General features: G+C 43.5%; 16 protein-coding genes and 1 other annotated feature. Of the genes, 4 read left to right on the top strand and 12 right to left on the bottom strand.

Annotation, left to right across the window (positions count from 1 at the left end):
• The first annotated feature begins 511 nt into the window (after window positions 1-511).
• Window positions 512-1,390 carry an AraC family transcriptional regulator gene (locus G596_RS22860; RefSeq protein ID WP_022763240.1) on the top strand — a complete coding sequence of 293 codons (879 nt, stop codon included), beginning with the start codon at window positions 512-514 and terminating at the stop codon, window positions 1,388-1,390.
• Between the two features lie 103 nt (window positions 1,391-1,493).
• Complete coding sequence (locus G596_RS0118150) at window positions 1,494-1,973, top strand: flavodoxin (protein WP_022763241.1); 480 nt, start codon at window positions 1,494-1,496, stop codon at window positions 1,971-1,973.
• Here the strand turns inward: G596_RS0118150 and G596_RS22865 are convergent, their stop codons facing one another.
• Genes G596_RS22865 through G596_RS0118170 form a run of 4 tightly spaced genes read right to left on the bottom strand, consistent with a single transcriptional unit; the run spans window position 1,974 to window position 4,090 of the window.
• Window positions 1,974-2,867 carry a carbohydrate kinase family protein gene (locus G596_RS22865; protein WP_022763242.1) on the bottom strand — a complete coding sequence of 298 codons (894 nt, stop codon included), beginning with the start codon at window positions 2,865-2,867 and terminating at the stop codon, window positions 1,974-1,976.
• 52 nt (window positions 2,868-2,919) lie between these two features.
• Entirely contained in the window at window positions 2,920-3,309 is a 390-nt protein-coding gene (locus G596_RS0118160; RefSeq protein ID WP_022763243.1) for a C-GCAxxG-C-C family protein, read from the bottom strand.
• 6 nt (window positions 3,310-3,315) lie between these two features.
• Window positions 3,316-3,903 (bottom strand): 4Fe-4S binding protein, encoded by a 588-nt coding sequence (locus G596_RS0118165; protein ID WP_022763244.1) that lies wholly within the window; start codon window positions 3,901-3,903, stop codon window positions 3,316-3,318.
• On the bottom strand, window positions 3,872-4,090 hold the full coding sequence (locus tag G596_RS0118170; protein ID WP_022763245.1) for a DUF362 domain-containing protein: 219 nt from the start codon (window positions 4,088-4,090) through the stop codon (window positions 3,872-3,874). Before G596_RS0118170 ends, G596_RS0118165 begins: the two co-directional genes overlap by 32 nt.
• Before the next feature lie 660 nt (window positions 4,091-4,750).
• Between G596_RS0118170 and G596_RS0118175 the strand changes: the two genes are divergently transcribed.
• On the top strand, window positions 4,751-4,966 hold the full coding sequence (locus G596_RS0118175; protein ID WP_022763246.1) for a DUF1858 domain-containing protein: 216 nt from the start codon (window positions 4,751-4,753) through the stop codon (window positions 4,964-4,966).
• A 41-nt stretch (window positions 4,967-5,007) separates the two neighbouring features.
• Here G596_RS0118175 and G596_RS22870 read toward each other — a convergent pair whose 3' ends face one another.
• From G596_RS22870 to uxuA, 5 genes are all read right to left on the bottom strand, one after another.
• Window positions 5,008-6,399, bottom strand: a complete 1,392-nt coding sequence (locus tag G596_RS22870) for a histidine-type phosphatase (protein WP_022763247.1) — start codon at window positions 6,397-6,399, stop codon at window positions 5,008-5,010.
• A gap of 562 nt (window positions 6,400-6,961) precedes the next feature.
• A complete protein-coding gene (gene metG, locus G596_RS0118185; protein ID WP_022763248.1) occupies window positions 6,962-8,590 on the bottom strand; it encodes a methionine--tRNA ligase in 1,629 nt (542 codons plus the stop codon).
• A gap of 86 nt (window positions 8,591-8,676) precedes the next feature.
• Window positions 8,677-8,938: a binding site (T-box leader), on the bottom strand.
• A 104-nt stretch (window positions 8,939-9,042) separates the two neighbouring features.
• A complete protein-coding gene (locus G596_RS0118190) occupies window positions 9,043-10,710 on the bottom strand; it encodes a hypothetical protein (protein ID WP_022763249.1) in 1,668 nt (555 codons plus the stop codon).
• Between the two features lie 229 nt (window positions 10,711-10,939).
• The gene (locus G596_RS0118195; RefSeq protein ID WP_022763250.1) at window positions 10,940-12,565 is read right to left on the bottom strand and encodes a mannitol dehydrogenase family protein; all 1,626 of its coding nucleotides are present in this window, start codon (window positions 12,563-12,565) and stop codon (window positions 10,940-10,942) included.
• Window positions 12,562-13,641, bottom strand: a complete 1,080-nt coding sequence (uxuA, locus tag G596_RS0118200; protein WP_022763251.1) for a mannonate dehydratase — start codon at window positions 13,639-13,641, stop codon at window positions 12,562-12,564. Before uxuA ends, G596_RS0118195 begins: the two co-directional genes overlap by 4 nt.
• A 120-nt stretch (window positions 13,642-13,761) precedes the next feature.
• On the opposite strand from uxuA, the gene G596_RS0118205 reads away from it, so the two are divergent.
• Window positions 13,762-14,652 carry an AraC family transcriptional regulator gene (locus G596_RS0118205; protein WP_022763252.1) on the top strand — a complete coding sequence of 297 codons (891 nt, stop codon included), beginning with the start codon at window positions 13,762-13,764 and terminating at the stop codon, window positions 14,650-14,652.
• A 537-nt stretch (window positions 14,653-15,189) separates the two neighbouring features.
• Here the strand turns inward: G596_RS0118205 and G596_RS0118210 are convergent.
• From G596_RS0118210 to G596_RS0118220, 3 genes are read right to left on the bottom strand one after another with little or no spacing between them, the layout of a single operon-like run.
• The gene (locus tag G596_RS0118210) at window positions 15,190-16,122 is read right to left on the bottom strand and encodes an ABC transporter permease (protein WP_022763253.1); all 933 of its coding nucleotides are present in this window, start codon (window positions 16,120-16,122) and stop codon (window positions 15,190-15,192) included.
• Window positions 16,123-16,163: 41 nt separating this feature from the next.
• Entirely contained in the window at window positions 16,164-17,633 is a 1,470-nt protein-coding gene (locus G596_RS0118215; protein ID WP_044929098.1) for an ABC transporter substrate-binding protein, read from the bottom strand.
• Window positions 17,634-17,635: 2 nt separating this feature from the next.
• Window positions 17,636-18,547, bottom strand: a complete 912-nt coding sequence (locus G596_RS0118220) for a carbohydrate ABC transporter permease (protein WP_022763255.1) — start codon at window positions 18,545-18,547, stop codon at window positions 17,636-17,638.
• Window positions 18,548-18,567 lie beyond the last annotated feature (20 nt).

Here is an 18,567-nt window from a genome sequence, read left to right on the forward strand (position 1 = left end):
ACATTTTTGCATCAAAGAATTCATGCTCTGCATGAATTCTTCCTTGTTTAAATTCAAGATTGCGAACGAGCAAAGCGAGTTTCGCAATTACCTATATTGTATAAATGCTGATTCGTATAGTCTACTAACTTTAGAAAAACTTTATACTTAATTCCGTACTTCAAATGGCAATAAAGAAGGCTGTGCACTAATTTAATGCACAGCCTTCTTTTATAATTTTGAAAAGGTTTTACTTGGTGTTATCTGTAAACGTACATGTTGTACTTGCCAAAATATTCAACATACTCTTTCCATGCTTTTTTATAAAAATCAACGATTCTCTTCATAATCATAATTCCTTTCCGGCGTTATTACTATGCCTTCCGTATCGGTCAATTTCATATTACGTGATTATAATACCTCGGAGAAAAATATTAATCGCGTCATAACATGAATAAAAGTAGCCAAATCTTGCATTTGTTATCAGACAGGTTATACTAAAAGAAACGGTGTTTTTCAGAGAAGGAGCGCAATGAAGCCATTATTCGAGTCATTTGAGGATGATATAGAGATATATAAAAGAGCCAATATTCACACTCCGCCGCACCTCCACGGATTCATAGAATTCATCTACATTTCAAAGGGCACTATGGAGATCGGCGTGGGCCAGGAGCTCTACCACATGGAAAAGGGCGATATGGCTGTAATTTTCCCCGGTCAGATCCAGCACACCCAGGTATTTGATACGGAAAAAGGCACCGGACTGTACCTTATTGCATCGCCTTCCTACGCGGGATCAATCTCGGACACTCTGCTGAAAAAGGTCCCGGTCTGCCCGGTGATCAAAAGCAGTAATATACACAAAGAGATTCAGTTTGCCTTCAATGCTTTGTACGAAGAAATCGCAAAAAACAAGGAAAAAGGGCGTGACATAGATGCTTCAAGCAAGGTGCTTTACCAGTCCTACATCAGTATTATTCTGCTTAGGTCTCTTCCAGTTTTAAAGCTTACAGAGCGCGATGAAAAGGGAAACGGCGACCTTATCTACAGAACCGTTTCTTATATAGCCAGCAATTTCACAAAAGAGATATCCCTTACAAGCATGGCGAAGGATCTCTATGTCAGCCCGTTTGCCCTGTCGAGAGTTTTTTCCGGAACCTTCCACACCAACTTCAACAGATATCTAAACGAAACCAGATTCATCTATGCGCAGAGTCTGCTTCGCTACACCGACCAGACGATAACCGAAGTATATGAAAACGCCGGCTTCGAGAGCCAGCGAACCTTCAACAGAGTATTTACGGAGAAACTTCATATGTCTCCAAGGGAGTACAGGAAAATCATAAGACAGGACCTTGAAAACAGCACCGATGAGCTGTTTGTGTCAACCATGGGAACTAAAGACGACTAATTCTTAAAGTTGAATGAACTTTTTTACTTTATGATGAAATAATATTTGTGATGTGAGAAAATTGTAATTGGAAGATTTCTAAACAATCTAAGGAGGGCATACTATGAGTAAAACATTGGTAGCATATTTCAGTGCCAGCGGTGTAACCGGGAAAGTTGCCGAAAAAATTGCAAAAGTAGCGAATGCAGACCTTTTTGAAATTGTACCTGTGACACCTTATACCTCTGAAGATCTTGACTGGCAGAACAGCAAAAGCCGCAGTTCTGTCGAAATGAATGATGCCACCTGCAGGCCTGCCATAAGCATCAAAATCGGAAATATATCAGGTTACAATCATGTTTTCCTGGGATTCCCGATATGGTGGTACCGTGAGCCCTCCATCATAGACACCTTCCTTGAGAGCTATGATTTTTCGGGAATCATTATTGTACCTTTCTGCACCTCAGGCGGCAGTAATCTTGGGGACACGGTAAAGAACCTTCAAAAAATGGCTAAAGGTGCAATGGTTATAAACGGAAAACGATTCACTCCGGATACACCCGAAGAGGAATATAAAAAGTGGGTGGACGAGATCATGGCTTGATTATGCCTGGGTTCCCGTTTTTCCGATGATCTTCGCCGCGACTTCATTACCCTTTTTGCAGGCATCCTCTATGCTCATATTGTTCATGAGTCCATAGGTAAAACCGGCAACGAAGCTGTCTCCCGCACCGGTGGTATCAACCACCTTAACCTTGCGGGTGCTTACCTCGCCCTTCTGGCCATCCGAGTAGTAAATACAACCTCTTTTGCCGCATTTGATAATAACGTTTTTCGCTCCGTTTTTGGCGAATATTTCAAGGCTCTCTTCAGGCGTCTTTCCGCCTGTTAAGAGAGCTGCTTCATGTTCATTTGGAATAATGTAATCTATGAATTCAAAAAGCGGTGCGATGTCTTTTATTGTCTCACCTTTTTTGGCTGTCGTCATATCGACGATAAGTATGCGCTCCGGTTTCTCTTTTATCTTTCTGAAAAGCTCACCCATTTTTTCTATATCAAGCATCGGTGATACGAACATACTCGCAAAACAGACAATATCCGAAGCATCGTCTATATGCGGAAGGATGTGCTCTAGTGACAGCTTCCGCAAACTGCTGTAAGGATTGGTGATAAAATAGCGCTCACCTTCATCATCGTTGAGGACGATATTCATACCTGTTGTAAGACCATCCTCAATCGTGATTTTCTCTGTCGAAACGTTGTTTTCTCGAAGATTTTTCAAAACGCTCTGACCGGTTTCATCTTTGCCGATAACTGATATGATCTCGGTTTTCACACCAAGTCCGGACAAAACCACTGCTTCGTTCAGCGCATCTCCCCCAAAGGATATGCACATCCTGTCCGCAGGAACAGAGCCTTTGGAAAACAGATCCCCCGGAACAGGACCTGCATGGATATCCATTATTGCCGCGCCTATGACGGTTACTTCTTTTTTCATAGCATCCTCTTTTATAGTAATTATTTGTTTCAGGCCTTCCACTACATGATGGTTATAACCCCATGACTTCTCCGTAGATCATAACTGCGTTTCTGACACAGTCCTCACAGGGGCATAAGGGCTTTCCGTTTGTTACGGCTTTTAAATCTTTACATTTTAATGCGCCGCATCTTTTCCCAAACTCTTCCTGAATCTGCTTCGTTACTGAAAGAGTTCCTTTTCCTTCTGTCTTAAGACCCGCTATCATGCCCGCACCGATAAGTGCACCGCAGGTGGCTTCCATGTTGCCCATACCTGCGCAGAAGCCTGCAGATATCTGTTTAAGCTGCTCTTCGCTTAGTCCTGTCTGGTCTGCCAGAGCTGCCGTCACAGCCTGGGAACAGTTATACTGTCCGGAATTTTTTAAAGCCACTGCCTTTTCCGCTCTCTCACTTAATGTCATAATCTCTTACCTTTCCTTATTCTTCAATTTGCAGATTCCCTGAGTCATTGTTCCCATCGGGCAAAATGAGCACCAGGTTCTCTCTTTATATAGCGCCATCACTATGAGTCCTATAAGTGTTGATGTAAGCATCAGACTATAGAATCCAAATCCAAACTGAGCTACCCAGTCCGGGAATATACTTCCATTATAAGCCCATTTCCACGGCACTTTAAATGTCCAGAAAAGCTTTACCACTTTTCGAAGTGAACCCGCTCCTGAGAACACAAGATAGGTCTGGAAAATCATAGTTCCAAACATAGTAAGGAAAAATACAAGGAATCCATAGCGAAACCACTTGGAAGAGATCCACCCCGGAGCCTGTTTTCTTCTGGAACATTTAAGGTTCCTTCCGAGCACCCAGAAGAGCTGCCCTCTTCCGCACATGTGATTACAAAACCACTTATTGCCGCCGACTATTGCAAAAATCAGCGGCAATATGAAATCTATCATTCCGAGCCACGCAAACAGGATATTAAAAAATCCCAGCGCAAAATAAACTATTGTCCATATCCACAGGTAATCATACCAGTGCTTTTTTCTGTTTGTTGCCATCATCCACCTCTTCAACCTTTATAGAGCCCGCCGGGCATGCTTTCTCGCATATGCCGCATCCCACACATTTGTCGGTATCAACAACTGCGTAGCATCCCTTGAAAATATCTATCGCCTCTCTTGGGCACTGCGCGGCGCAGACCCCGCAGGCAACACATCTGTCTGTATCGTTTGCTGCCTTTCTCATCTGTAAAGTCCTTTCTAAATTCTTTTTTCAGCTGATGGTTTTATTATAGGTGGTATATTTTTTATATCAAGTACGCAGATTAATTTTAGGTGGTACGAAAAAGTGTACCGGCTAGAATACTGCGTGATATGGTTAATTGTCCCTTTCATATCATGAATTTGACTTTTGGTACGATTTAACCCTATGATACAATAAATCTTTTTCTAATTCATATTTTTGTTGCACGCTCCCACGCTGGTTTACAACAAGTCTTGTTATTACCGGAATTATTGGTGTACACCAATTTTCAGAGTACAACAAATCTTAACCGACTCTTTGTATTTATTGTTTTTTAATCTCCGTCGTACAACAAATCCTAATTGCTATGTCATATTTATTGTTCCAATAGTTTTCGCATACAACAATCACCCTCTTCGTTACGATTTTTGTTGTTTACATATTTTCAGGTTACAACAATTCAGGGATATTTCTTCAAGCTTGTTGCATCATCCCTAAGATTTAGTGTATATCTGCTGCACTCAAATCAGCTCTCAACATGCAATAAAACGCCTCACACTTTTCGTGCTTGTAAAAAGTATCGATTCTTGTTAAAATGCATTATCTAAAATAGATTGTGCAAATTTTAATTTGTAATTTTTGAGATACAGGAGGAATAAAATAATGAGCGAACAACCTATCAGTTCAGATATGCTCGTGGGTGAGATCATCACAAAGCACCCTCTCGCAGCACAGTTTCTTATGGAGTGTGGCATGGGTTGCATCCACTGCCCCGCTTCCCAGATGGAATCACTTTCCGAGGCATGTGCAGTACATGGCATCGATGGTGACGAGATCGTAGATGCACTTAACGATTATCTCATTGAGCATAATTCATAATAATATATAAGGGCTGCCGCATAATTGCGACAGCCCTTATTTTAGGCCGCTTTGTCAGCATACTGTTCGTACAATTTCTCATACTCCCCGATTGCATTCTCGAACATTTTCATGATGTCATCATTTTTGTAGAGTCCATCACTGTTTTGTGATATCCCATCAAACTTCATGTTATAAATCATGGGCTGTTTGTTTAAATCCAAAAGGGATGTATCTCTAAGCTGCTGCGTGGACTGGTATACAAGATTCACTCCCCAGAAAGTATCGCCCTTGGAATCAGACCATTTTGAAAAAACAAGCTTACAGCCAATCGGTGTCTTTTTCTCAATGGTTCCCGGAAGTTCATAGCTTGAGGCACCGAGAGCCGCAAGGACGCTGCCTACATTTGAGTCATGTCCGCAAAGGAAAGTGAACACTCTTCCATCAGTATTCATCTCGGAATAGATTTCCTCAAGAAGCGGATTTGCTACATTACATGCCACAAGCGGAGCTGTAAACAGGACATCACCGTAAACATCCTTGATCTCCGAAATACTTTCCCACTGCTCCTGACTGAGGCCATTTCCAAAGCCCGCTTTTTTCGCATCGCTTTCCTCATAGTATTGAAGGACAAGTGCATCACTTACAGAGCAGGCAGTTTTCAGAGAGCCTGACATAGCGGGCTCTGCGCCGGTCTCCAGCTTAATCACGCTGTCACTTGTAACAAAATCTCCTACATCTCCGCTTTTATAGCTCTCGGACTCTTTCATATCTATGACATCTGTGATCAGCTCGTAGTTATCCTTCAGGTCTTCAATCGCAGGGCCGTACAGATCAAAAATCTGCTCCGTAGCATCGTCTGCATACTCATCGCTCGTAAAGGTAAGCTGCGGATTAAACACCGGATCCATCGTATCAAAATCGGCATGCCATTCAACGTCAAGACCTGCTGTCGGAAATGCCCCGCTCGAGAAATACTTTGCCGTAGCTATTGTGCGCTGCTTGGAGTTAGCATATATTCTGCACTCTTCACCGGTTGGATGCCAGTTTTCCGGAATAAGGCTCTCCTCTTCCATCCATTTTCTGAAAAACTGCCCCATCTCTGTCTCGAGTACGCCGCCTCTCAGTGAAAGTTCACTGGGTGCTGACGACCACTCAAACCACTCGTGCGGAGTAATGGTTCCAAGCAGTGATCCGCCTCCGCTAAGCGGAGACCTGATATTGTGCCTGCTCAGAACAACAACCTTCTCAAGCTTGTAGCCATCATGAGATAGTGTGCCGTTTTCCACAACATTAGTGACTGATTTCTGTTGTTGTCCCTTTGATTGCTCCTGCTTAGAGGCAGCTTGTTTCATAATTGCGGTACTTCCGACAGCGATCAATGTTGCCACTAAAGCAAAGACAACAATTATTCCAACCAGTTCCTTAGCCGTATGATTCAGTATTTTTTTCAAGTTTCATCCCCCTCATTTTTTTGGTTGAAACTAATTAACGTTTGCTAATAATTTTTCGTCATTTTCTTGGCTGTTCTTTATACTCCTTATTATTCTTTTCTGCTCTTTACTATGCTTTTCTATTCTTTATTGCTATATCCTTTGCTGCTTCCTGCTAAAATTTTTGTATTCTGCTATTTTTATCTGTTTTTTGCACGGAATTTCGATAACCGTAAGTCTATTTGCTTACTTTTTGATTTTAGACTTATGCTTTTCGATGTTTTTGAGTTTATTTACGTTATATAGTTCATATTTACTCAATATTGCATAAAAACATAGTGAGAATCCCCATTTTTCATTCTTAATATTGATAATTGGTAAGTCTATTTCAAGAAAATTGAGAAATAGACTTACGACCCAGTAAAATATTCTGTTAGAAGAATATTAATGAACTCAATAAAGTATAAAATCCCCTTCCCACAATATCAAGTATCTAACAGTAACTTATAACACTAACTTACAACATCAACTTATAGAAGCAACTGATAGCATTAACTCAAAACAACAGACCATCACCACCGACTCACAAGTCCTTAAGTTTATCTCTCTCCTCCTCTATAACAGCTTTGTCGAGGCGCTCGAACAGGATTGATATCTCAGGAAGTCTGTAACCTGAAGGAATCACTTTGAACTCCCAGTCCGTATTTATTCCAAGCCAGCTGCAGACCTTATCCGATGAAAATGGCAGGAATGGCGCAAGTACTACAGCCAGATTCGCAATGATCTGAACACACTGATACAAGGTATTTCTGCAGGCTGCCTCGTCGCTTGTTCTGGTTTTCCAGGGCTCCTGTTCGTCAAAATATTTGTTGGCTTTTCGCACCACTTCAAATACACCTTCTATGGCATCCTTGAAATTTCCTTTTTCGATCTGTTCACCTGTAGAGGTGTATAGCTGTTTCAGCGTATCATCCCAGTCTCCTGCGGAAGTTCCCTCCGGGATTACCCCATCAAAGTATTTGGCAATAAACGTAAGTGTTCTGTTTATGAAGTTTCCGTAAGCTCCGAGAAGTTCGCCGTTGTGATTATTGACATATTCTGACCAGGAAAAATCGGAGTCCTTTTTCTCGGGTCCGTTCGCCAGGAAATAATAGCGAAGAGAATCGGGATCATACTTATCCAGAAGGTCTTTTACCCAAATCGCATAATTTCTGCTTGTGGAAATCTTCTTTCCTTCCAATGTGAGATATTCACTTGATACTATCTGATCAGGAAGACGATATCCCGCGCCGTGGGCAATCAAAAGTGCAGGTAAAATAATAGTATGGAAGGGAATATTATCCTTACCATGGACATAGTAGTGCTTTGCATTTTCTCCGAAAAGCTCGTCAAAACTCTCACCTTCCCGGTCTGTTACCTGCTTAGCTGCAGACAAGTAACCAAGCACATTTTCTGCCCAGATATAAATTGTCTTTTTCTCATAGCCTTCCTTTGGAACAGGAATTCCCCATTCAAGGTCTCTGGTAAGTGCTCTGTCCCTAAGTCCCTCATCAATGTATCGGTTTGTGAAAGATATGGCATTTTTTCTCCAGTTCACCCCATTATCAACAAGGTCGCGGAGCTGTTTTTCCAGTTTACTTATAGCAATGTACAGATGAGTAGATGCCCGGAATGTCACCGGGTTCTTACAGACAGCACAGATAGGCTCTTTTAAAATTTCGGGATCAAGAACTGTTCCGCAGGAGTCACACTGATCTCCCCTTGCAGGCTCACCGCAAACAGGACAGATACCGGTTACAAATCTGTCCGCAAGGTAAGTATTGCAGCACTCGCAGTAGGCCTGAGGCGTCTCCTTTTCATAAACATAATCTCCGTCGTAGAGCTTTCTGTGGAATTCCTGCACGAACTCTTTATGCGCATCGTCGGAAGTTTTGGTATAGCAGTCGTAGCTAAACCCAAGACGATTAAAGCAGTCCACAAATTCTTCATGATAATGATCACTGATTTCCCGGGGCGATTTTCCCTCAGACTTAGCCCTGATGGCTACAGGTGTTCCGTGACAATCACTTCCGGAAACAAAATACACTTTGTCCTTACAGGCTCTGTGATATCTTGCAAGCACGTCGCCGGGAAGAAGCCCCGCAATATGTCCGATGTGTAATGAACCGTTGGCGTAGGGCCAGGCACCACCTATCAATATATTTCTGTTCATCTCATTTCCTCCTTTGAATTAAGTTTGATAACAATCAGCAGTTTCTTAATTTTTTGTACAAAAAAAGCCCTCCTCTCTGAATTATTTTCAGGGACGAGAGCTTACGCTTCGTGTTACCACCCTAATTCACTCACACCTCACGATATGAGCCTTAGCAACTACGGATGGGAAATGATCCATCGATAGTCCGGCACTGTAACGGGCGCACCCGTCGTAGCCTAAGTTCAAAAGAACCTCGGTACGCGGCTCCAAGACCATGTTCGGTTGCTGCTTGCTCACCGGCTCTCACCAAACGCCGACTCTCTGTAAAGCTCCTAACAACTTACTCTTTCTCTTCACAGCTTTGCTATAGGTTAGTACAAACATATAGTTATGTCAACTAAAATAAAAATATAAACTCCCCGGAATCTGTTTATGATTTCCGGGGAGAAGAGAATTATCTACAATAAGTTTCACTCAGCGACAGGCTGGAAATTGATGATCTCTGCATTCATTGCTTCATCAAACATACGCTGAAGCTCTGTATCATCACCTACCTTGTCTTCGCCGACATAATAGGTTGCATTTCCGTCGGTATCGAAGGTCTCGGAAGCTTCCTCAGCTACTGCAAGCTTGCCATCCTTGATTGTGTTCTTGGTAACAAAGTGGTGACCTGCTGTGATAAGCTTGCCATCAGCCATTGCCAGGGGATTAGCTGTTCCCTGTGAAGTAACACTGCCAAGATACTCAACAGCACCGTTATCATCATATATGAAAATCGATGAATCAATTGCTGCGTCTGTGTCATCCCACTTGTAGCAGCCGCTTGCTACCAAAAGAGCATCCGTTCCATCGATAGTTACATTTGCGTAGCCCATTCCGGGTTTCAGACTGTCAACGAGTTCAGTGAAGGTTGCGTACTGTGACATATCAACTTTTGAAAAATCTACAGGTGCAATATCTGAAAGAGGCTTTAGTTCAACGTCTGATTCCTTCTGATCCTCATAGTTCTTCATAGCTTCATCATACTCTTCCTCTGAGATAGGAGTCCACTCCTCCATATCATAGGTAGCAAACCAGGGCTTTTCCTCGTCCTCGTAGCCATCGTACTTATAGCCGTACTGACAAACCATATCTGTGTCATTGTTCATAAGTGCATAAAGTGTAACGCCGCTTTCCTCTGCTCCGCCGGAGTATTCGTTGGAGATAAATGAATTGTTGTATACATAGTATCTGTCTCTTGCTCCGCCGCTTACTACGTGAGTTGCTTCTTTGTCTACCATTGTGAATACATCGTAGATCGCACCGCTCTCAATATCACCTATGAAAAGTTCATCAATGCCGTCCACGTTTACATCCTTGTATGCAAAGCCGATTTTTGAAAGGCCGTCCTCGCCCTCTGCCTGCATTATTGCATAGTAGTCAGGTGCATAGCCCATCTCCTCGAGCTTATTGGCATCTGCGCCTTCATTTAAAGCGTCAATGAAATCACTAAGTGTATAAGCGTAAAGATCCTCGCCCTTCATACCTGCGCCGTAGCTGAAGGTTCCGCCATTTGTAGCAGTGATATTTTTGATAATGTCCTCAGCAGCATCATAAAGTTTTCCGAAATCCTCGGGCATGTCCTTGTTGTAGTCCCACTGAACCTCGGTTGCTTCGCCCTTTACCACATCGTAGCTAGCGCCATCCTTGTCAAACAGCTCACCCTTCTTCATATAAGGTCCGCCGGCATATTCTGAAGGTGTCTCTCTTGCCCAGATTGAAAAAATCAGTCCGGGGAAGCCTTCCTCTCTTGTCTGCTTATGATAAATATCTACTCTGCCTTCGCTGACCTCTGCTTCAAAAATTCCTGAAAACTCATCAGGTATTGTTACTTCGAAAAGATCTGCTGTGATAACGTTGTCGGTTATAACCTCGGAATTCTCATCCTTCTCGCCTTCTTCAGAACTCTCATCATCGGCTGCTTCTGTCTCATCTGAAGCTTCAGCCTCTTCCGGTTCCTCTGTTGTCTCTGCCACTTCAGTTTCCTGCGCCGTTGTCTCTGCAGGCTGCGATGTTCCTACCTCTGTTCCGCCGGTCTGTCCGCATGCAGAAAGTACAAATACCAATCCAAGTGTTGCTGCTACAAGTCTCTTTTCCATAATTATCTCTCCCTCACAAAAAAGATTGTTTTTCGTTGTTTTCACCTTACACGCTTATTATATTTCCTTAATTATCACATTTCTATCACACAGAAAAATCAGTTCATGCAAATCCGTTATAGAACTACTCAAATAATATTTTTATCGTGTAAGTATCATCACTTGAATACCTTATCATCTCCAGTCCTACAAAATGTCGTCAACATTATTACGTCATATAGAATCCCCATTATAAGCAGACCACATCTTTAAGCGTCTCCCTAACTGCGCCTTCGCCTTCAATCATGGCTGCAAAGTAGTCTGTTACCCTGTCTGCAAGACCTGTCTGCTCAAGGTCCACGCCAAATATCTTCTCATCTTTAAGAAGCGGAAGAACCTTCGCCTTCAGCTCATCTACCGGGAGCTTATTTCCAAGTCGTATATCCTTCACATACTCCTGACACTTTGTAAGAAGCGGATCGGGACTGGGCTCAAAGGTCTTACCATCGTCGGTTACACCCATAAGGTAACGAAGCCAGCCTGCGAAAACCAGAGGAATGCACTTAAGATCCATTACATCAAGAGAATCCGAAGCTGCATAGGCCTTAATTGTCTCACCGAACCTGATCGGAAGCTTTTGCGATGTATCACAGGCGATTCTCTGCGGTGTATCCGGCATGAACTTATTAGGGATTCTGACGTTAACTACTGTGTCTATAAATTCCTGAGGTTTGATTACTCCGGGATCCGTAACAACGGGAAGTCCCTCTACATAGCCAACCTTCTTAACAAGTGCCACAAGGTCCTCATCCTTCATCTCTTCGGAAATCTTGTCATAGCCAAGGACGCATCCGAATACTGCAAGGGATGTGTGAAGCGGATTAAGGCAGGTGCAGACCTTCATTCTCTCAACTTTATCAACTGTCTCTTTTGTTGTGAAAATAACGCCGACCTTTTCAAGCGCGGGTCTGCCGTTCGGAAATTTATCCTCTATTACAAGGTACTCGCTCTCCTCTGCATTTACGAAGGGTGCTACCCAGGTGTTCTTACTTGTTACAACTGCTTCCAGTTCTTCTACTCCGTCATTTTTCAAAATCTCATTAACGGAGTCGTCGGGTCTTGGTGTGATCTTATCAATCATTGACCAGGGGAAGGAGACCTTGCTCTCATCCTTTATGTAAGAGAGGAAATCCTTGTCAGCCTTGCCATTCTTTACCCAGTTCTCCGCAAAAGCACTGATAGCTTCGAAGAGTTTGTCGCCGTTGTGTGAGCAGTTGTCGGTACTTACCATGGCGATGGGCATTTTACCTGATAAAAATCTCTCATATAAAAGTGCCGCCACTTTTCCGATATAACTCGCAGGCTTTTCGGGGCCGTTCTCAAAATCTGCTGCCACTGCGGGAAGGAGCTCCCCTGCGGGATTTGTAAGACAGTAACCCTTCTCCGTGATCGTAAATGTAGTAAGCTGCAGAGAGTCTGCCCTGAATATCTCCTTAAGTCTCTCGAATTCTTTTTCATTTTCAGAATCTAAGATACAGGACTCGGCGATGCTTTCAACTACTGTTTTCTCCACACTGCCATCAGCCTTGAGAGTAACAAGGATTGAGAGGTTGTCGTGCGGTCTGTACATCTTCTCTATTATTTCATAGTCGAAGCCCTCAACTACGGTGAGGCCCTTGGTAGCGTAGCCTTCTTCCAGCATTCTCTGGGCGAGATTTGCCTGGAATGCTCTGAAAATGTTACCTGCTCCAAAGTGAACCCACTGCGGTGCGGCTTTGGTTTCTTCTATCATTTTGTCTCTGTCGAAGGTAGGAAGGATGTAACCTTTCTCCTTCCAGGTTGTGTCGTTTTTTATGCTTGATGAATTTAGTTTCATGGTCTATTCTCCTGATTTGTTTTCTCGATTGCTTCCCAGAGGCCGTTTATGTAGGTTGCGCCGAGGGCTCTGTCGTAGAGGCCGTAGCCGGGCATTGCAACCTCGCCCCAGATCATTCTGCCGTGGTCGGGACGGATAGGGCCGTCGAAGCCGGTCTCGTAAAGGGCCTTGACGATCTCATACATATCGAAGGTTCCATCTGAAGACAGATGTGCGGACTCCTCGAAGTTAGTGGGTGATATGAACTTGAGGTTACGGACATGTGCAAAATGAATTCTGCCCTCGAGAGCTCTTATCATGTGCGGAAGGTCGTTCTCAAGGCTTGTACCGTAGGAGCCTGAGCAGAAGGTCACGCCGTTGTGAACATCATCCACTGCCTTCATAAGCTTTAAGATGTTCTTTTCATTGTTGATGATTCTGGGAAGTCCGAAGACAGACCACGCAGGATCGTCGGGATGGATTGCCATCTTGATATCATACTTGTTGCAGACAGGCATGATAGCCTTAAGGAAATAGACAATATTTTCAAAGAGCTTGTCCTCATCCACATCCTTATAAATCTCAAAGAGTTCCTTTACATGAGCCATTCTCTCAGGCTCCCAGCCCGGCATTACAGAGCCGTTTGTATCACCTGCAAGAGATTCAAACATCTTCTCGGGATCGATGGCATCAACTGCTTCCTGGGTATAAGCAAGAACCGTTGAGCCGTCTGCTCTCTTTCTTGCAAGCTCGGTTCTGGTCCAGTCAAACACAGGCATGAAGTTGTAGCATACCATGTGGATGTCTTCTTTTCCGAGATTCTCAAGAGTCTTGATATAGTTGTCGATGTGCTCATCCCTGTCCGCGGTTGCTGCCTTGATGGCATCTGAGACATTTACGGACTCGATTCCTGCGATCTTAAGTCCCTCTGCCTCGACATCCTTTTTCAGCGCCTGTATCTCACTCTGCTCCCAGAGTTCGCCCGCCTGTTTATTATAAAGAGTAGTAATTACTCCATGAACTCCGGGGATCTGTCTGATCTGCCAGAGCTTAACCGTATCGTAATTTGTTCCATACCAGCGAAGTGTCATTTCCATAAAAAGATTACCTCCAAAATTTTCCAAAATAACAACATCTATACCTTACTTTTTTGACCTTTGATTTAGAATAGAATTAGTTGTTGCGCACTTTGCAAAAATTGCCATATAATATTTTTCATGAAAAATAAGCTAAGATCATCCTTTAATACAAGACAATATATGCTCTCCTCGGATTTCGAGGTGTTCTACTATTCGGACAGGAATTTCCCAACCCTCAGTCCTCACACCCACGATTACTATGAGTTCTACCTTTTTATCGAGGGTGATATTACAATGGAGATTTTCACCGGAAAGGGCGAATCCACTCTTCACAGGATGTCTCCCGGCGATCTGATGATTGTTCCTCCCGGAACGAGTCACCATGCCATTATGAATGATTCCACACAGAATTACAGACGATTTGTCTTCTGGATCAGTAAAAAATGCTGTGAGAGCCTTACGGCAGAATCTGTTGATTACATGTATCTCATACAAAAAGCGGAAGCTTTTCACAAGTACATATATCACCTGTCACCCTCTGAATATCATCAGGTGGAGCACAGGTTTTTAAGACTTCTTGAGGAGATATCAGCCGAGCGCTACGGCAGCAGTACAGCAAGACATCTGTGCCTATGCGATCTCATCATAACAATAAACCGCGTGATCTATGAAGAAGAGCATGCGGAATCCAAAAATGATGAGTTATCACTTTTCCAGAATGTCCTCTCCTATGTTGAAAATAATCTCGAAGAGTCTCTCTCCCTCGATGATATCGCGGGGCAGTTTTTCGTAAGCAAGTATTATATATCACATATGTTCAAGGACACCCTGGGCATCTCACTCCACCAGTACATAATTAAAAAACGCCTTGCCGAGTGCCAGAGCGCCATCACAAACGGCGAGAGCATCAGCAAGACGTATGAACGATTCGGCTTCCGAGATTATTCCAGCTTCTTCAAAGCCTTCAAAAAAGAATACGGCATGTCCCCCAAAGAGTACCAAACCCTCTACTCCCACGACCACGCATAAATGAGCTTCGCCTCCAACGGCGCCTGCCGTAACCGCCCCTCAGGCCACGGCCCAGCCCCGGACCATATACTCATTTTCATCGTCAGTTGGCGAAGAACATTCATCACGTTCTTTGTTTTCTTTAATTCATGCGTGGGTCAAAACTCAAGGCTGCTTGCAAAAGCCACTAACGTTCTTAAGACTTTTTAGCAATTTATTCTGAGCTTTGAATTTTCTTATGCTCACATAGCAGATTTTAAGTGCATGCGAGATAACGAGCTTTGAAAAAGCGATTATAGCGAGCATGCACAATAAAAGAAATCTGCGTGAGCATTAGAAAATTCAAGCGAGTGGATATAGAAGCAAAAAGTCTTAAGAATGTAAGTGGCTTTATGCAAACATCTTTCAAACATGTTGCCCCACGCATGATGACAAACAAAGGGCGTGATGAATTTCGCCAAGATGACGATTTATCTGAGTATATGGTCCGAGGCTGGGGCCGGGGCCTGAGGGGCAGTTACGGCAGGCGCCGTTGGAGGCGAAGTCTCATATAAGGCATCACCCGAGGCTACTGTCTTCGTCTATCTTTTTAATTATGGTGTTGGTCAGGATAAGGAGGATACAGCCAACTGCACTCTGAAGAAAGGCCGCAGCGGATGAGAAGCTAAAGTTGGCCTGTTTCATCAAAGCTTTGTAAACATACACATCCAGAGTCTGTGTCACAGGTTGCAGTGAATTAGAATCCAGCGGCACCTGATAGAATAAGCCAAAATCCGATGCCAGGAGACTTCCCGTCCGAAGGATCAGAATCGTTGCAATGGTTGGCTGAAGCAGCGGCAGGGTTATGTATTTCGCCCTGTCCATAAAGGTCGCTCCGTCGAGAGATGCACTTTCATAAAGCGAACGGTCTATCGCTGTAATCGAGCAAAGATAGATTATCATGGAATATCCGGTTGATTTCCAGAGCTCTGTAATTATCAAAATAAATCGCCAATACTGCGGAGACTGGTACCACTGCACCGAGGGCAATCCAAAAAGGCGGAGAACGTGATTCAGCTGTCCCTCATCGGTTGCAAGGAATCCGTATACGCAGTAGCTCACTACTACAAAGGATAAAAAGTACGGCAGCACCGTGACCATCTGAACATAGCCGACAAAAACCTTATTATGTAATTCCGTCAGGCATATCGCCAAAATTACAGGTAATGCAATTCCCAGTATTAAAAAGATTATATTGTAAGACAGTGTGTTAAAAATTATCTTTGGCATGTCGGAGGATCTCAGCAAAAATGAAAAGTTCTTGAGCCCGACAAATCGGCTGTTAATAAACAGATTTCTAAACAGCGACTGCCCCGGCACCGGAGTAAACTGTTTGAAGGCAAAGGCCACACCAAACAACGGAAGATAGGAAAATAATAAAAACCAGATAATCGCCGGCAGTGCCATAAGAAGGAGATCTTTTGTATCCTTTCTTTTTTTCCTGTTAACCATTTATACAACCTCCGAAAATGCATTCAATATTGGCTTATGTCTCATTTTGCCTGGGATTCCCAAACCTGAAGCTGACTGTTTATATCATCCAAAAGCTCATCTATTCCTGCTGCTTCCATCCGCTTTTTTATCTCCGGAATAACCTTGTCCGGGTCGCTGGTTCCCGTGCACAGTTCAGTGGAATAATCACTGTAGACAGCTCTGACAGCGGTTATTATATCCTCATTATTTACAGGATTGTAGGCAAAACCGCCGGCTCTGCTGTAAATGCCGTCCTCATCATATCCCTCATATACAAGCTTCCACTGATCGGGATCCGCCAAAATAGTCCGGCTTACAGATTCAACTGATGCACTTACTGCCGATCCCGTCTGATACAATCCCGTATGGTATCTGTCATTTCCTGCCGGAAGTCTAAGTATTGTTCCATTATCCAGATATTCAAAATGTGTTCCCTCAATCCCGTAAGCGAGAATATCTCTGAACTTTTGATCCGTATTAAGGAGCTCGAGATACTTAAGGCATGCCACCGCTTTTTCTTCCGGGCAGGCTGCACATATAGCAAACAAAGCCCCCTGCTCACTTGAGCGGGACAGATACGGTCCCTCATAGATTGAGGTCTTCACGTAAAATCCCCACTGATCCGGATTTGAATATCCCTTATATCCTCTCCAGGCAACACCGCCCCTTACAGGGATGGAAATGTCTGCTGCCGTCGACTGAATCGTAGCTGCATCCGGATGTATATATCCTTTGGAATACCATTTGTGAAGTGTGCGGTACTTATTCACAAGTTCATCGCATTCCCAAAAAGGAATCGCCTTTACCGCTTCATCATCGCAGTCATAAGGGATCACAATTATACCATCCACTATTCTCTCAACGCAGTTCAGATACCCGGGAACTCCACTCTTATCCATGGCCAGTGGATATTTATCAGGATAGTCATTTTTATAAGTTTCAAGGAATGGTTCCAGTTCATCAAAGGTCATCTCTTCCGGAATTGTCATCCCCTTCTGCCCTTCAAAATAATCGGCATTTAATCTGAACATTTCTTCAGCGCCCATATCCTTAAGAGTGGGAACGCCGTATATCCTATCCTCCAGCTTTGCACAATCCCAGTATTTTCCGATGGTATCATAGAGCGCAGGCGTCTCTCTTTGCACGAGCTCAGTTATATCAAGGTAGCATCCAGCAGCCGCATTTTTATCAAAGCTGTTTAGCCATGAGCTGGTAAAAACCATGTCATAGTACTCACCGGAAGCCATCATCAAATTGATCTTTTCACTGGGCTGGAATTCCAGATCCACCTTCACTCCGATTTTTTCAGCTGATACTTTGTTAGCCGCAGCTATTACCTCTTTGGCATCCAGCGGGATGCTTCCGTTGTCATAGGTAACCCACCTGAGAGTAATTATGTCATCGTCTCCCTTAGCTGAACTTATACTGCAGCCTGTCAGGATCAGCATTAAGAGAAAAATTATGGAAAAATACAGATAAGCTTTCTTCATAATCATCCTTTCACAGCACCTACAGTCATTCCTGTGGTCAGAAACTTCTGGAAAAACGGAAACAGTATCATAACAGGAAGTACAACTATTACTACCATCGCCATACGTATAGTAGCAGCCGGAGCAACGCTCGCCTGCATTCCCGATAAGTACTGCGCATCCTTTGTTATGGCATCTATACTTCTCTCCATATTTACAAGTACATACTGAAGCGGATAAAGCTCGGTATGATTGCTGTCAATGTATAAAAGCGACGGATACCAGCTGTTCCAGAACAAAAACATCTGAAGAACTGCAACGGTCATTATTACAGGCTTTGCCACCGGAACAACTATAAAAAGGAATATCTGCGGATGGCGGCACCCATCCAGACCTGCCGACTCAATTAGTGAATCCGGAATAGCGCTTTGAAAATAGTTCCTCAGAATCAGAATGTACCAGGTGGAACATAATCCCGGGAGGATCAGTGCAAAATATGTATTGTTCAAATGCAGCACCTGTGTGTTGACCATATAGCTGGCAACCATTCCTCCGGAAAACAGCATCGGAATCATAAGAAATACCAGAAGAATTTGGCGATAACGAAATTCTTTTCTCGATATGACATACGCCATGGGACACATCAGAAAAAGTCCCAGGAGCGTTGCAGAGACGGTAATCAGGACAGAGTTAAAGAAGGCTCTTACCAGATAGCTCCCGGAATTCATAAGATACCGGTATGCATCGAGTGACAGCCCTTTCGGAAAAAAACTGTACCCAACTTCCGTGATACTGTCCATAGTTGAGAACGATACGATAAACACAAGCAATATTGGCAATAAAATCAAAACCGTCAAAATAAAGAAAAGTATTGTCGCAACAGCGTTAGCGCGCTTAGAATAAGCGCTGTCATTTGGACTGACTAAATTTTCCACCTGCTTATCTCCCCTTAATA

This window comes from Butyrivibrio sp. AD3002 (assembly GCF_000420905.1).
Classification (GTDB): domain Bacteria; phylum Bacillota; class Clostridia; order Lachnospirales; family Lachnospiraceae; genus Butyrivibrio.